This window comes from Streptomyces sp. Tu 2975 (assembly GCF_009832925.1).
Classification (GTDB): Bacteria; Actinomycetota; Actinomycetes; order Streptomycetales; family Streptomycetaceae; genus Streptomyces.
Genome location: NZ_CP047140.1, coordinates 4136797 through 4150879, shown reverse-complemented (window position 1 = coordinate 4150879; position 14083 = coordinate 4136797). Strand labels below are relative to the sequence as shown.

Annotated in this window: 13 protein-coding genes and 1 pseudogene; 11 read left to right on the top strand and 3 right to left on the bottom strand. The window is 70.8% G+C overall.

Features of this window, described 5'->3' with window-relative positions; genetic code table 11:
* The first annotated feature begins 278 nt into the window (after nucleotides 1-278).
* The 4 genes from GLX30_RS18335 (at nucleotide 279) to GLX30_RS18320 (ending at nucleotide 3207) form a co-directional block, all read left to right on the top strand.
* A complete protein-coding gene (locus GLX30_RS18335) occupies nucleotides 279-1079 on the top strand; it encodes a glycerophosphodiester phosphodiesterase (RefSeq protein WP_159690034.1) in 801 nt (266 codons plus the stop codon).
* Nucleotides 1080-1209: 130 nt separating this feature from the next.
* Nucleotides 1210-1767, top strand: a complete 558-nt coding sequence (locus tag GLX30_RS18330; RefSeq protein ID WP_159695110.1) for an ATP-binding protein — start codon at nucleotides 1210-1212, stop codon at nucleotides 1765-1767.
* A 185-nt stretch (nucleotides 1768-1952) separates the two neighbouring features.
* Nucleotides 1953-2168: a hypothetical protein gene (locus GLX30_RS18325; RefSeq protein ID WP_159690031.1), complete on the top strand. Its 216-nt coding sequence runs from the start codon at nucleotides 1953-1955 to the stop codon at nucleotides 2166-2168.
* Nucleotides 2169-2214: 46 nt separating this feature from the next.
* Nucleotides 2215-3207: a DUF5926 family protein gene (locus tag GLX30_RS18320; protein ID WP_159690028.1), complete on the top strand. Its 993-nt coding sequence runs from the start codon at nucleotides 2215-2217 to the stop codon at nucleotides 3205-3207.
* 195 nt (nucleotides 3208-3402) lie between these two features.
* On the opposite strand, the gene GLX30_RS18315 is transcribed toward GLX30_RS18320, so the two are convergent.
* A complete protein-coding gene (locus GLX30_RS18315) occupies nucleotides 3403-4047 on the bottom strand; it encodes a hypothetical protein (protein WP_159690025.1) in 645 nt (214 codons plus the stop codon).
* 194 nt (nucleotides 4048-4241) lie between these two features.
* Nucleotides 4242-5003, bottom strand: a complete 762-nt coding sequence (locus tag GLX30_RS18310) for a bifunctional DNA primase/polymerase (protein WP_159690022.1) — start codon at nucleotides 5001-5003, stop codon at nucleotides 4242-4244.
* A gap of 507 nt (nucleotides 5004-5510) precedes the next feature.
* Here GLX30_RS18310 and GLX30_RS18305 point away from each other — a divergent pair.
* Nucleotides 5511-7040, top strand: coding sequence for a PP2C family protein-serine/threonine phosphatase (locus tag GLX30_RS18305; RefSeq protein WP_208545437.1), 1530 nt, complete (start codon nucleotides 5511-5513; stop codon nucleotides 7038-7040).
* Between the two features lie 119 nt (nucleotides 7041-7159).
* A complete protein-coding gene (locus GLX30_RS18300; protein ID WP_208545436.1) occupies nucleotides 7160-8644 on the top strand; it encodes an aminopeptidase P family protein in 1485 nt (494 codons plus the stop codon).
* A 36-nt stretch (nucleotides 8645-8680) separates the two neighbouring features.
* Here GLX30_RS18300 and GLX30_RS18295 read toward each other — a convergent pair whose 3' ends face one another.
* Entirely contained in the window at nucleotides 8681-9142 is a 462-nt protein-coding gene (locus GLX30_RS18295) for an ATP-binding protein (RefSeq protein WP_159690016.1), read from the bottom strand.
* Between the two features lie 192 nt (nucleotides 9143-9334).
* Between GLX30_RS18295 and GLX30_RS18290 the strand changes: the two are divergent.
* From GLX30_RS18290 to GLX30_RS18270, 5 genes and pseudogenes are all read left to right on the top strand, one after another.
* Nucleotides 9335-10116, top strand: a pseudogene (locus tag GLX30_RS18290) (hypothetical protein).
* A 95-nt stretch (nucleotides 10117-10211) separates the two neighbouring features.
* Nucleotides 10212-10958: a YcnI family protein gene (locus tag GLX30_RS18285; RefSeq protein WP_159690013.1), complete on the top strand. Its 747-nt coding sequence runs from the start codon at nucleotides 10212-10214 to the stop codon at nucleotides 10956-10958.
* 36 nt (nucleotides 10959-10994) lie between these two features.
* Nucleotides 10995-11693 carry an SCO family protein gene (locus GLX30_RS18280; protein WP_244258204.1) on the top strand — a complete coding sequence of 233 codons (699 nt, stop codon included), beginning with the start codon at nucleotides 10995-10997 and terminating at the stop codon, nucleotides 11691-11693.
* Nucleotides 11648-12139, top strand: coding sequence for a copper chaperone PCu(A)C (locus GLX30_RS18275; RefSeq protein ID WP_159690010.1), 492 nt, complete (start codon nucleotides 11648-11650; stop codon nucleotides 12137-12139). Before GLX30_RS18280 ends, GLX30_RS18275 begins: the two co-directional genes overlap by 46 nt.
* Before the next feature lie 22 nt (nucleotides 12140-12161).
* Nucleotides 12162-14081, top strand: coding sequence for a copper resistance protein CopC (locus tag GLX30_RS18270; protein ID WP_159695107.1), 1920 nt, complete (start codon nucleotides 12162-12164; stop codon nucleotides 14079-14081).
* Nucleotides 14082-14083: the final 2 nt, after the last annotated feature.

Sequence of the window (14083 nt, the reverse complement as noted above, 5' to 3'; positions counted from 1 at the left end):
GTACGTCACGTCATGACTTCCGCTGTGCAAGTGTCCGCGGCCAGCTTTTCCCACTGCACGTCAGGCCACTGTAAGCAGGACCTGTGTGTATTCCGGCAATCCTTTACTTCCGACAATAAGGGCGCACTTCCACGGCGCCCTCCGGGGTCGTTCTGTCGGGTCATCCCCCGGGTCCTCCCCGAGGGGCCGGCTCTCCCCGCTGACCGCATCCACACGGTGCCGGACCTTGTTCGACACCCTGCACGCCGCCTACCCCGCGACGATGACACCATGACGCGGTGACCCAAGCACGGCAGCACAGCATCCAGGTCGTCGCGCACCGCGGCGCCTCCGAAGACGCCCCCGAGCACACCCTGGCCGCCTACCGGAAGGCGATCGAGGACGGCGCGGACGCCCTCGAGTGCGATGTACGGCTCACCGCCGACGGTCATCTGGTGTGCGTCCATGACCGCCGGGTGAACCGCACGTCCAACGGGCGGGGCGCGGTTTCGGCCCTGGAGCTCGCGGACCTCGCGGCGCTCGACTTCGGTTCGTGGAAGGACGCGGCGGAGAGCCCTGACTGGAAGGACCCGTCCCTGACCTCCGTGCTCACGCTGGAGCGGCTGCTGGAGCTGGTGGCAGACGCGGGACGCCGTGTCGAGCTCGCCATCGAGACCAAGCACCCCACCCGCTGGGCGGGACAGGTGGAGGAGCGGCTGCTCCAGTTGCTGGGACGGTTCGGTCTGGCCGCGCCGGCGTCGCCCACCGACTCCGCGGTCCGGGTCATGAGCTTCTCGGCGCGCTCCCTCAGCCGGATCTCCGCCGCAGCGCCGACGCTCCCCACCGTGTACCTGATGCAGTTCATGACGCCGCGGATGCGCGACGGACGACTGCCCGCCGGTGCGCGGATCGCCGGTCCGGGCATTCGTGTCGTACGCAACCACCCGAGCTACGTCGCCAGGCTGCACCGCGCGGGCCACCCCGTCCATGTCTGGACCGTCAACGAGCCGGAGGACGTCGAGCTGTGTGCGCGGCTCGGCGTGGAGGCCATCATCACCAACCGTCCCAAGCAGGTGCTCGAACAGCTGGGCCGCCTCTGATCCGGCTCGTCCGTCCTCCACCCATCGGCCTTCGGGGCGACTCGCGGGGAGTGCACCGGCGCGTTCGGCGCGTGGGCGATCGTGTCGAGTACGTCACTGCTCCGCCCCTGGCCGGTTTCCGGTCCAGTCCATTGGGGCATTCACACCGTGGCGTGGGGCAAAGGAGGTCTCGGGGGTGGCGTTTGTGGTGGCACAGGAGGTGCCCACGTCGTCGAGCATGGCCGTACCCCATGGCCCTGCGGGCGTGGGTGAGGCGCGACACAGGATGCGCGAACAGCTGAATCGCAGTGGTGTCCCGGAAACGGTCGTCGACGACGCAGTGCTGATCCTTTCCGAGCTGCTCAGCAACGCCTGCCGGCACGGCAGGCCGTTGGGGAACGGGGACGCCGGCGACGGTGACGTACGGGCCGCGTGGCAAGTCGACAAGGCGGGGCGGCTCACGGTCGAGGTGACGGACGGAGGCGGTCCGACCCGCCCTGTTCCGGCCACGCCCTCGGTCACCGCACGAGGCGGCCGCGGGCTCAACATCATCACGGCACTGGCGCAGGAGTGGGGTGTGCGCGACAGCGCGGCCGGTGAGGTCACCGTCTGGGTGATCGTCACGGAAGGGCACCGCCGCGAAGATTTCGCTACGCGCGTCGGCGGTCCCGCGTTCGACTTCGCGGACGCTTTCGACGATCTCGACTGACGTCTGCCCGCCGGGCTTTCAACCGGTCCGCGTGGCCGTGCGTCGGAACGGGGCGAGCCGGAGGGGAAGGCAACGGCCGGTGCCTGAGCGAACGCGCAGCGCCGGTTCAGCTTCGACGGTTCCGGTACTGCCGACGGCTTCAGCGGGCCCGGCGCGCCGGTTACTCCGGTGGCTCCGGTGGCTCGGTGGCTCGGTGGCTCGGTGGCTCCGGTGGTTTCAACGCCCCGGGCGTCCGGCAGCTTCGAAGTCCCGTCGGCTCCGGCAGCCGGCGCCACCGGCAGGCTCAGCGCGTCGTAAGCTGCGACAGCTTCGGCGACTTCGACGACTTCGACCACCTCCGCGGCGTGGACTTCCGGGGCGCCTCGCCCCGCTGCTCCCCCACGGAGGCGGCGTACGGCTAGGCTCGCGCCCGACACAGCACCGCCGCAATCGGGAGAAAGCCACACCATGGCCAAGAAGCGCCCCCAGACGAAGGCGACGAAGCCTCAGCTCAGGAACGGGGCCCGCACCGCAGGCGTCGACGAGCCGGTCCCGGTGGTGGGAGCCCGCGAACCCTGCCCCTGCGGCTCCGGCCGCCGCTACAAGGCATGTCACGGCCGAGCGGCGTCCCATGCCGTGACTGAGCTGGTCCAGCGCCCGTTCGAGGGGCTGCCGGGCGAGTGCGACTGGGTGGCGCTGCGCGAGCTGGTGCCCGCCGCGACCGTCGAACTCACCCTGAAGAGCGGTCTTCCCGAGGGCGTGCCCTCCGTGACGCTCGCGACGGTACTGCCCATGGCATGGCCCGCCCTGCGGCGCGACGACGGCTCCGTCCTCCTCGGTCTGCAGAACGACACCCCCTCCGGTGATCTCAGCCGCGACCTCGCCGGAACGCTGCAGCGTGCGCTCACCGCCGAGCCCGGCACCCCGGTCACCGCCGCCACCGCCCCGGCCGAAGGCGTGCGGCTGCAGGACCTGCTCGACCCGGACGCCGCTTTCGAGCCGACCGTCCACTCCGGTTTCGAGTTCTGGGTCCCGGCTTCGGCCGAGCAGGCCTCCCCCGAGGTCGCCGCCTCCCTCGAACGCGCCAACGCCGCGGCGATCCCGACGGTGAAGCTCTCGGGCGTCGACGCCGCCTACTGGTGCGAGACGCCGGACAAGAACCACCTCCGCTGGGTCATGCCGCACCCCGAGGAGCAGTTGCTCGACGCGCTGGCGAGGCTGCACGCGGCGGGCACCTCGTCGCTCGGTGAAGGGACCCGTCTGGTGGGCTCCTTCCGTGCGCACGGGCTGATGGTTCCGGTCTGGGACCTGCCGACCACCATGGGCGCCGAGGAGTGCGAGAAGCCTGCCGCCGAGTTCGCCGAGCGGCTGTCCACCGCGCTGGAGAGCGACACCCCGCTCACCGCCGAGGAACGCCGGTCACGCGGCGGTCTCACGAACCGCCAGGTGACGCTCAGCTGAGAGTGACGATTACCCGTGCGAGACGGGTGACACCTGTCACAACTCGCTCATTCGGAAGGTAAATCGCTGTCCGAATACGAGAGATCGAATTTGCGAACCGCAGATCTCTTGTTACCGTTCTGGAAGCCCGGTCGCTGGTGCATCCCCCGTCGCCAGCGATCGGGCGTTTCCATTTCCCCGGACGCCTCCGGCGCCTCAACGGCCCGTGGACTCTTGGGAGTTGCTCCCGGAGCGGAGCAGCAGCGGCCCGTCTCCCGTTCCGTCGTGAACGGCGAACTCGGCGAACTCGGCGATCGCCCTGTAGTCGGAAGCACTGCCGGCCGAAGGCTCACGAGGAGTTTCGCAAGTGCGTGGCTCATCGCCCGCCTCGACCTTGCAGTTGGTCTGCACAGTGCGTCCGCCCGGTGCCATCAGAGCGAGTACGGACGTCAATTCCTCACCGGTCGCATTGCGGTAATAGGTGCGGCCCCAGGTTTGACCGCCCCGGTTGATCACACAGGTCTGCGCCTCGATGCCGTCGGCAGAGGCGAGTTCCGGCCCACATCGGGAGTCCGTCCGCGGGACGGCGTCACCGTCGCCGCCGGACTCTTCGCGCCCCGCCTCCGCGGCCTTGTCCCGGGTGCCGACGGCTCCGGCCGCTCCCATGCCGTCGCCTTCGGACGCCTCGAGCCCCGCCGGCAGACCGGGCCCGGCCGCTCCGGAGCCCTTCGCGTCGTCGGTGGGAGCGGTTCCCGTTCCGGTCGCCGGTCGCGGGCCTGCCGCCGGTCCGGCCGACGCGACGATCGGTACCAGCGTGGCCGTCACCACCACGGCGGCGAGCCCGATCATGCGGAGATTCATGGGCCACCTGCCGACTGCGGGGTTCGGACACGACTGCCCGAAGATATCGGCGGACCGGGGCCCCGCGGCCGCCGCGCGCCCATGTCCCTGCCGACTCGGCCCACCTGTACCCGTACGAGTGATGAGCCGGGGTCGACGTGGGAGCCGTGGCAGCCGCCTGCGCGGCCGTTCGTGACGGCGCTGCCGGGCCGGCGTCAGTACGTGAGCCGGCTGCCCTCTCCCGCCTCCGGCGGATAGAGACCGCTTCCGGCATCGCTCGCGCTCGCCTCGACGAGAGCGTCCACGACCGCTTCGACGTCGGGCAGCCACGGCGCCGCGGACCCGGGCAGCGGCGCCCGCTCCCAACGCACCAGACCGGTTCCGGTCTCCGAAGGGGGCAGCACCAGATAGCCGCCGCTACCGTGGAAGCGCAGCGAACTGGGCACGCAGTCCTTGACGAAGAGCAGCTCGCCGAGCTGTTCCAGGGTGTACGGGGCCACCAGCAGCGACCAGCGGGTGGGGGTGGCGACCACCGGTCCGAGTCGCATGTCCATCCGGTCCAGCACGGACAGCGCCCGCGAAGCGGCCACCGCGGGCAGGCTCACGGCACAGGGCGCGCGACCCTCACCGGAGCCCGTGGCCCGGGACGGGCCACCGGTGGCCAGCATGATCGGGGCAGTCGGCCGGTTGGTCCACCACCAGCGGATCATCCGCTCGTCGGAGGTGGCGGCGAGGAGGCCGGGATCGAAGGGATGGGCGCCGGGGACGACACACTCGGGGTCGGGGCAGGCGCACCCACGGTCGCCACGGCTTCTCCCGCGGCCCTCCGACCGGTCCCCACCGGCCGATTTCAGTCCTGCACCGGGAAGCACGGGCCATTGCCACTCGACGGCGAAGGTCAGCGCCGCTTCAAGCTGAACAGGCCCCTTCTTGCGCCGGTACCGGAGCCTGCGTCGCCTTCCGAGGATCTCGCGCATGAGCGCTCGTTCCTTTCCGTTGAACGCCGGGGTCCACATCACATCTCGTGTGCAGCTCATTACTGTGCGTACAAGTGCGCGTACTGATCGGCGTCATCGCCCTTGCCGCCGGCATGGGCGGGCCCTCGATTTCGCCGGCGACAGGATCGTCGCCCGAGGGCCGAACGTGGGCTGTAGTCCATTAAACGTGTGGCGAGGGGTGGCGCGCGCCTGGCGCTTGCTGTCCCGCTGTACTGCTTCCCCACCACCCGGGGATGAGGCGCGGCCTCCGGGTGTTAGGACGCCGGGGCCCGCGGCCAGGTTCCGGGGCGCTTTCAACTGCCCCTGGCCATCACCGTTTACGTACCCAGCACGCTTGCAATGACGCTTTCCCCCTAGGCCTTCGCCCTGGGGGACCTCCTGCCGAACGCCCTCAGTCGACCCCAATCGACCGCCATCACACGCATTTTTCGGCCAAGTTAACGGATACCCCCAAACCGCCCGGACACCATCAATCCCACCGGGACAGTGCTGGACATCACCTTATGGGTGCGTGTAGATGTGGATGCACTGATAGCGGCGCAGAATGACATGGGGGTTTGCGATGCTATTGAGCGAAACGCACCTGCCGGAAAGCCGGCTGCCATGAGCGCCCCTCACCTGCCGAAAGTGGCTGGAATCGACTCAACGGTTCCTTCCCCCGCGCACACTCCCGCAACCCTGCCCCCCGCCCCCGCCGCGCCCCCCGCGGCCGGAGCGGTGCTTCAGGACCGCTTGGCCGGCTGGGTCTCGGACCTCACCACGCTCCACGAACTCACCGAGCGACTGATCAGAACCGGCACCCTCGACGACGCCCTCGAGGAACTGCTCGGTGCGGGCGCCGCACTCGTCGGTGCCCGCCGCGGCATGGTCGTCCTCGAACCGCCCCGGGACGCCGCCCGCGACAGCCCGCTCGAGGACGACCGCGGGCCGGGCCTCGCCAAAGGCCTCGGCCTCACGCGCTCCGACCTCGGCCACATCGAGACGGTCCCGCGCGGCGCGACGGCGTACGGCCGCATCCTCGAAGGCGGCCGCTCCGGTGCCCCTGGACCCATCGCCCATCCCGACCTGCTCGGCGACGACTCGCTCCACCCCCTGCACCGCGAGGTCGCCGTCCGCCTCGGCTATTCGGCCAGTTACACAGTGCCGCTGGCCACAGATGCCTCCGGCACACTCGGCGCGGCCGTCTGGCTCTACGACGAACCGGCCGCACCGGTCGAGCGCCAGTGCCACCTGGTCGGCCTCTACATGCGCTCCGCCTCCGAGCACCTGGCCCGCCTGCTCGAACTGGAGCAGGCGCGCGCGACCGTCGCGACCGTCGCCGAGGAGCTGCTGCCCAGCAGACTGCCCCGGGTGCCGGGCGTCCAGCTCGCCGCCAGGCATCACAGCGGCCCTCGCGGCGGCGGTGACTGGTACGACGCGCTGCCGCTGCCCGAGGGAGCCCTCGGACTCGCGGTCGGCTCGGTCAGCGGCCGCGGCCCCAGCGCGCTCGCCGCGATGGGCAGACTGCGGGCCTCGCTGCGGGCGTACGCGGTGATGGAGGGGGAGGATCCGGTCGCCGTCCTGTCCGACCTCGAGCTGCTGCTGCGTCTCACCGAGCCCGCGCGCACGGCGACCGCGCTCTTCGCCTACGCCGAACCCGCGGAGCGGAAGATCGTGCTGGCCGGCGCCGGTCACACGCCGCCGCTGGTGCTCGGCGAGCAGCGCACCGAATTCGTCGAGACCTCGCTGTCGGCTCCGCTGGGGATGCTCGCCTGCTGGGAGGCGCCGAGCGTCGAACTCCGTCCCCAGCCGGGAGAAACGGTGCTGCTGTACACGGACGGACTGCTGCGGCGTACCGGCGACCCCATGGACCGCGCCTTCATCCGGCTCCACTCCGCGGCGGCCGGCGTCCCGCGGGCGCTGCGCGGAGACCCGGCGGCGATCGCCGACCACGTCCTGCGGACCGTGCTACCCGCCGGACCCGACAGCACCGGCGACGGGGAGGACATCGTCCTGCTCGCTGCCCGATTTGACTGATTCCTCACACCCTTTCCGGCCTCTTCCGGTCACACATACGATGGAAGCGTCCCCTCGCCGACCCGGCGGAGGGGGCAATGTGTCGTAACGGTCAAGGCCGACAAGCCCAGGAGGCAGACGTGGCTGAGGAGCTCACCCCGGCGGAAACCGATCTTGCTGCTGACGCAGCAGGCGCGGAGGGCGAGGAGCAGCCGATCAAGCAGCGCAAGAACGGCCTGTACCCGGGCGTGTCCGACGAGCTGGCCGAGAACATGACCACCGGCTGGGCCGACACCGAGCTGCACGGTCTCGAGCCCATCGCGCAGACCGCGAACACCGCGGCCCGACGGGCCGCGCTCTCGGCGCGCTTCCCCGGTGAGCGACTGGTCGTCCCCGCGGGCAATCTGAAGACCCGCTCGAACGACACCGAGTACAGCTTCCGCGCATCGACCGAGTACGCCTACCTGACCGGCGACCAGACCGAGGACGGCGTCCTGGTGCTGGAGCCCAGGGGCGAGGGCCACGTCGCCACCATCTACCTCCTGCCGCGCTCCAACCGTGAGAACGGTGAGTTCTGGCTGTCGGGCCAGGGCGAGCTGTGGGTCGGCCGCCGCCACTCCCTCGCGGAGGCCGAGCAGCTGCTGGGCATTCCCGCCGAGGACGTCCGGGAGCTGGCCGGCAAGCTGAGCGAGGCCACCGGCCCGGTACGGGTCGTCCGCGGTCACGACGCTTCCATCGAGGCCGCGCTGACCGACAAGGTCACCAGGGAGCGTGACGAGGAGCTGCGGGTCTTCCTCTCGGAAGCCCGCGCCGTGAAGGACGAGTTCGAGATCGGCGAGCTGCAGAAGGCCTGCGACTCCACCGCCCGCGGCTTCGAGGACGTCGTCAAGGTCCTCGACAAGGCACAGGCCACCAGCGAGCGCTACATCGAGGGCACGTTCTTCCTGCGCGCCCGGGTCGAGGGCAACGACGTCGGCTACGGCTCCATCTGTGCCGCCGGCCCGCACGCGACCACCCTGCACTGGGTGCGCAACGACGGCCCCGTCCGCTCCGGCGACCTGCTGCTGCTCGACGCCGGCGTGGAGACCCACACGCTCTACACCGCGGACGTCACCCGCACGCTGCCCATCAGCGGCCGGTACACGGAGATCCAGCGCAAGATCTACGACGCCGTGTACGAGGCCCAGGAGGCCGGCATCGCGGCCGTCAGGCCCGGTGCCAAGTACCGCGACTTCCACGACGCCTCGCAGCGGGTGCTCGCCGAGAAGCTCGTCGAGTGGGGTCTGGTCGAAGGCCCCGTCGAGCGCGTGATCGAACTGGGACTGCAGCGCCGCTGGACGCTCCACGGCACCGGCCACATGCTCGGCATGGACGTCCACGACTGCGCCGCCGCACGCACGGAGGCGTACGTCGACGGCACCCTCGAGCCGGGCATGTGCCTGACGGTCGAGCCCGGTCTGTACTTCCAGGCCGACGACCTGACCGTGCCCGAGGAGTACCGCGGCATCGGCGTCCGTATCGAGGACGACATCCTCGTCACCGAGGACGGCAACAGGAACCTCTCCGCCGCGCTGCCGCGCCAGGCCGACGAGGTCGAGGCCTGGATGGCCTCGCTCCAGAGCTGATCCGACGGGACACGCCCCGGAGTGAGGGCGCGCTGCTCACGACACGCCGAGCAGCGCGCCCTCACGCCATTTGAGGATCTTGTCGAAGCTGACCACGGCACCGCGCCCGGGCCCGTTGCGGACGTGAACATGGTCGGCGAGCTGCTCGATCAGGCACAGACCCCGGCCGCTTTCGGCATGGTCGGGTGCCGGGGCGGCGCTGTGGCCGCGCAGGGTGGCACCGCCGACGGGAAAGCCCGGGCCCGAATCGGCCACCTCGATGCGGCACTTCTCGCCGTCCAGGTAGGCCGTCACGCGGTAGTCCCGGGACGCTTCGTCGGTGTCCCGGTCGCCGCCGTGCTCGACGGCGTTGGCGCACGCCTCGGTCAGCGCGACCGACAGGTCGTAGGAGATGTCCGGATCGACGCCCGCGGTCTCCATGGTGCCCAGCAACAGGCGCCGTGCGAGCGGCACGCTCGCAGCCTCGCGCCGCAAATGGAGGGACCACCAGATGCTCATGCTCCAGCCTCCTGGCCGCGGCTCGACATACCGATACGTATTGCCCCAAGGCACGCTGCGTAAGCGCATCGTCGCGCTGACGGCCCTCGTTCGGCGGATGCGCGATACGCACCCACCGGTGTATGTCGGCAAAGGGGATCTTCCGGACCTGCCGTACGGCCGACCGGACCGCAGTGCGATGATGAGCCGGCCATGTCGTCCATACGCCAAGCGCGCGCCGGAGCCGGTCCACGGCTGCTGAGGGCCGCGGTGTTCACCGCGGTCTGCGTCGTGCTGTCCGCGACAGGACATGTGCTCGCCGCCTGCCGGGCGGTCCCCTGTGGACCCTGGCCGTCGGCTTCCTCGGGGTCTTCGTCGTCGTCCTGCCGTTCACCGGCCGGGAGCGTTCGCTGCCCGCAATCGCCGGAGTGCTCACCGCCGGGCAGCTCGCCCTGCACACGCTTTTCGCAACCGGCCAGGGTCACCTGCGGCTGGCGCCGACGGCCGACGACGCCCTGATCAGACTGGCGGCGAAGCTGGTGTGCGGAGCGGGGGCCTCCGCCATGAGCCCCGTGGAAGCCCGCCGCATCGTCACCATGGCGGGCATCGATCCGGCCGCCCATACGGCGCACACGCACACCGCCCAGGCGGTGACCGCGCCGGAACTGCTGCCCTCGCTGCCCATGCTGCTCGGGCACCTGTTGGCGGCCGTCGCGACCGGACTGCTGATGCGCCGCGGCGACGCGGCGCTGTCGCGGCTGATCCGGCTGTCGGCCGAATCGGCCCACGACATCGCCCAGGCCGCGTGGTTGCGCCCGTTGCGGGCCGCACTGGTCCTGGTGCGCGCCCTGCGGGCGGGGCTTCCGCGGTCACCGGGCGCCGGGCCGGGCCTCGCGCCGCCGGTGGACGGGCCTCCTCTGCCCGGTGCAGGTCAGGAACTTCAGCACACGGTGATCAGACGCGGGCCGCCGCCCGTATTCGTCCTCAGCGCCTGACGCGGCCCGCTCGACGGGAGTGGTGCCGCGGTGCCCGCGCACACCCTTGCGGTGCCGGCACACCTCCCTTCTCCTCCACCGTGGAGCTTTCTGTCATGAACGTTTCCCGTATCGCCGCCGCGTCCGCCGTCGCCGCCACCTCGGTGCTGCTGTTCTCCGGTACCGCCTTCGCGCACGTCGGCGTCCAGCCGCAGGGCGAGGCCGCCAAGGGCGGTTACGCCGTCGTCAACGTCAAGGTGCCCAACGAGCGCGACAACGCCTCGACCGTCAAGGTCGAGATCAACCTGCCGGCCGAGCACCCGCTGTCGTCCGTGATGCCGCAGCCGGTACAGGGCTGGAAGGTCACCGTCGCCAAGTCCAAGCTGGACAAGCCCCTCGAGGTGCACGGCAAGCAGATCACCGAAGCGGTCACCAAGGTCACCTGGACCGCCGACGGCAGCAAGATCGGGCCGGGCCAGTTCCAGCAGTTCCCGCTCTCGCTCGGCCGGCTGCCCGAGGACGCCGACCAGATGGTGTTCAAGGCCATCCAGACGTACGACAACAAGGAGGTCGTGCGCTGGATCGAGGAGCCCGTGGAGGGTGGCGAGGAGCCCGAGGCCCCCGCTCCCGTCCTCAAGCTGTCGGCCGCCGGCGACGACCACCACGGCGCGGGCGCGACCGGTGCCGCCGCCGGGGACGACGCCAAGGCCTCGGACCACGAGGAGAAGGAGGCCACGTCCTCCGCTTCCGCCTCCGCCGACAGCAGCGACTCCACCGCCCGCATCCTTGGTGTCGTCGGCATCCTCGTCGGTGCCGCGGGCGTGGCCTTCGGCGTGCTCGCCGGACGCCGCCGCTCGGCCTGACCGGCCCCGTACCGAACCGCTTTGAAAGAGAACCCCATGCACAACCCCAAGAGCGACGGGGAGCCCCGCCGCAGCCGGCGAGCGCCGCTGGTCGCGGCGCTCGCCGTCACGGTCGCGTTCGCCGTGGCGGCGGGCTTCGCCGTCACCCAGAACGACTCCGGTGACGACAGCCCCGTCAGTCAGGTCTCCGCGGAAGCGAAGACGAAGGCCGCGACGGTGCTCACGCAGCCGTACACCAAGCCGGATCTCGTACTGACCGACACCAGCGGCAAGAAGTTCGACCTGCGCGAGCGGACCAAGGGCCGGCCGACGCTGATCTACTTCGGCTACACGCACTGCCCCGACGTCTGCCCCCTGACGATGAGCAACCTCTCCGTCGCCAGGAAGCAACTGCCCAAGGCCGACCAGGACAAGCTCCAGGTCGTCTTCGTCACCACCGACCCCGAGCGGGACACCGCGGCCGAGCTCGCCAAGTGGCTGCCCAGCGCCGGTGACCCGTCCTTCATCGGACTGACCGGCGACTTCCCGACCATTCAGGCGGGGGCGCGCCAGATCGGCATCGGTATCGACGCCCCGAAGAAGGAGAAGAACGGCACCGTCGTCTCCATGCACGGCGCCCAGGTCGTCGCCTTCTCCCCGAAGACGGACCAGGGCTACGTCCTGTACGGCGAGGACACCACGGCGGACGAATGGGCGGCGGACCTGCCGAAGCTGATCGAGGGCGAGAAGCCGTGACCCGACGCGTCCGTACCGCCGTCGTCGCCGTCGCGCTGGGCGTCGGCCTGGCCCTCACGGGCTGCTCGTCCGACAGCGAGCCCGAGTTGAAGGTCAGTGGCGGCTTCGTGCCGCAGCCGGTCGGCGACATGGCCGCCGGCTTCCTGACCGTCGAGAACGAGGGCGGCAGCGCGGACAAGCTCACCTCGGTCACCAGCACCATTTCGGACGACGTCACGATCCACGAGACGAAGAACCAGAAGATGCGGGAGGTGTCGTCCTTCGACATCCCGGCCGGCGGCGAGCTCGACCTCGAACGTGGTGGCAACCACATCATGTTCATGGCACTCAAGCAGCAGCCGAAGCAGGGCGAGAAGGTCTCCGTCGAACTGCACTTCGAGAAGTCGGACCCGATCAAGGTCGAGCTCCCCGTGAAGGAGACCGCCCACAACCCGCAGAAGCACTGAGCATCGAGGGACTGATCAGATGATGACAGCCACCGCCCCGCGCTTCGGACGGTTCCCGGTCCGGGTGCTGCTCGCCGTGACCGTGCTGATGGGCACGCTCCTCGGCGCGCTGCTGGCCGGCGCGACCCCCGCGGCGGCCCACGCCGCGCTGACCGGGAGCAACCCGAAGGACGGGGCGGTGGTGGCCACCGCGCCCAAGGAGGTCACCCTGACCTTCTCCGAGCAGATCGCCATGGGCGACGACTCGATCCGGGTCCTGGAGCCGAGCGGTAAGCGCGCCGACACCGCCAAGGTCCGCGATCTCGGTACCGGGGGCACCGTCGCCTACGGCGTCGATCTCCACGCCGGCCTGCCCGACGGCACGTACACCGTCGCCTGGAAGGCCGTCTCCGCCGACAGCCATCCGGTCTCCGGCGCCTTCACCTTCTCCATCGGTGCCCCTTCCAGCACGAAGGTCGCGCTGCCGGAGGAGGAGGCCGGCGGCGGGATCGTCGGCTTCCTGTACGGCGTCGCGCGCTATGTCGCGTACGCCGGTTTCGTCCTGCTCGCCGGCGGCGCGGCCTTCGTGCTGCTGTGCTGGCAGCGCGGTGCGGCGGTACGGCCGGTGCAGCGCCTGGTCGTGCACGGCTGGGTCGCCATGACCGCGTCCACCCTCGCCATGCTGCTGCTGCGGGGGCCCTACACCGCCTCGGGCAGCCTCGCCGACGTCCTCGACCTCGGGGCGCTGCCCGCTGTTCTCGAGACCAAGACCGGAGCGGCTCTCGTCTCACGGCTGTTGCTGCTCGGGGCCGCCGCGCTGTTCGTGGCCGTCCTGTTCGGCGCGTTCGCGAAGCGCGAGGAGGGGGCCGAGAAGAAGGACCTGAGCTTCGGGCTCGCCATCGGCGGCACGGTCGTCGCCGCCGGGATCGCCGCGACCTGGGCGCTGTCCGAGCACGCCTCGACCGGCATCCAGTCGGCCTTCGCGATGCCCGTCGACGTGCTGCACCTGCTGGCCGTCGCCGCCTGGCTCGGCGGCCTCGCCACGCTGCTGACCGCTCTCTACCGGTCGGCGGCGATCGAACGCCGCGCGGTCCGGCGGTTCTCCACCGTCGCCTTCACCAGCGTCGTGGTGCTGGCCGCGACCGGGCTGTACCAGTCGTGGCGGCAGGTCGGCTCGTGGTCGGCGCTGACCGGAACGACGTACGGGCAACTGCTGCTGCTGAAGGTGGGGCTCGTCGCCGTCATGCTCGGCGTCGCGTGGATCTCCCGGCGCTGGACGGCGCAGCTCGCCGAGGTCGCGGAGGCCGAAGAGGTCACAGAGGCCGCGGAGGTCGCAGAGGCCGAAGAGTCAGCGGAGAAGGACAAGGACACGGGCGCCCCCGCCGATCCCGCGCGCGACGCCCAGCTCGCCCGGCAGAAGGCCGCCGTGGCGACGGCCGAGCGGAAGCGGAACCGGGACGCGGACCACGAGCGTTCGGGACTACGCCGTTCCGTGCTGGCGGAAACAGGCGTCGCGGTGGTGCTGCTCGCTGTGACGACCGTGCTCACCTCCACCGAGCCGGGCCGTACGGAAGAGACCGCCAAGGCCGGCAACGCGCAGGCCGCGCCCGCCGCTCCGGCGGGCCCGACCGAGATCAGGATGCCGTTCGACACCGGCGGCCCCAGCGGCAAGGGAACGGTGCGGCTCAGCCTGGACCCGGCGCTCTCCGGCGCAAACGACATGCATGTGTGGATCGAGTCACCGGACGGCAAGGCGCTGGACGCCCCGGAGGTGAAGGTCTCCTTCACCCTCAAGGCCAAGGAGATCGGCCCGCTGCCCATCACCCCGGACCGCATCACCGCGGGACACTGGACCGCGAGCGCCGTCCAGATCCCGATGCCGGGCGACTGGCAGGTCAAGGTGACCGTGCGGACCTCGGACATCGACCAGACGACCATCGACGAGAACATCAAGATCGGCTGAAC

What these genes read in the sequence shown, in the direction of transcription:
- GLX30_RS18270 (WP_159695107.1), top strand. Translation starts at nt 12,162, where the DNA reads ATGACAGCCACCGCCCCGCGCTTCGGACGGTTCCCGGTCCGGGTGCTG.
- GLX30_RS18315 (WP_159690025.1), bottom strand. Translation starts at nt 4,047, where the DNA reads ATGAATCTCCGCATGATCGGGCTCGCCGCCGTGGTGGTGACGGCCACG.
- GLX30_RS18275 (WP_159690010.1), top strand. Translation starts at nt 11,648, where the DNA reads ATGGGCGGCGGACCTGCCGAAGCTGATCGAGGGCGAGAAGCCGTGACC.
- GLX30_RS18280 (WP_244258204.1), top strand. Translation starts at nt 10,995, where the DNA reads ATGCACAACCCCAAGAGCGACGGGGAGCCCCGCCGCAGCCGGCGAGCG.
- GLX30_RS18295 (WP_159690016.1), bottom strand. Translation starts at nt 9,142, where the DNA reads ATGAGCATCTGGTGGTCCCTCCATTTGCGGCGCGAGGCTGCGAGCGTG.
- GLX30_RS18320 (WP_159690028.1), top strand. Translation starts at nt 2,215, where the DNA reads ATGGCCAAGAAGCGCCCCCAGACGAAGGCGACGAAGCCTCAGCTCAGG.
- GLX30_RS18310 (WP_159690022.1), bottom strand. Translation starts at nt 5,003, where the DNA reads ATGCGCGAGATCCTCGGAAGGCGACGCAGGCTCCGGTACCGGCGCAAG.
- GLX30_RS18285 (WP_159690013.1), top strand. Translation starts at nt 10,212, where the DNA reads ATGAACGTTTCCCGTATCGCCGCCGCGTCCGCCGTCGCCGCCACCTCG.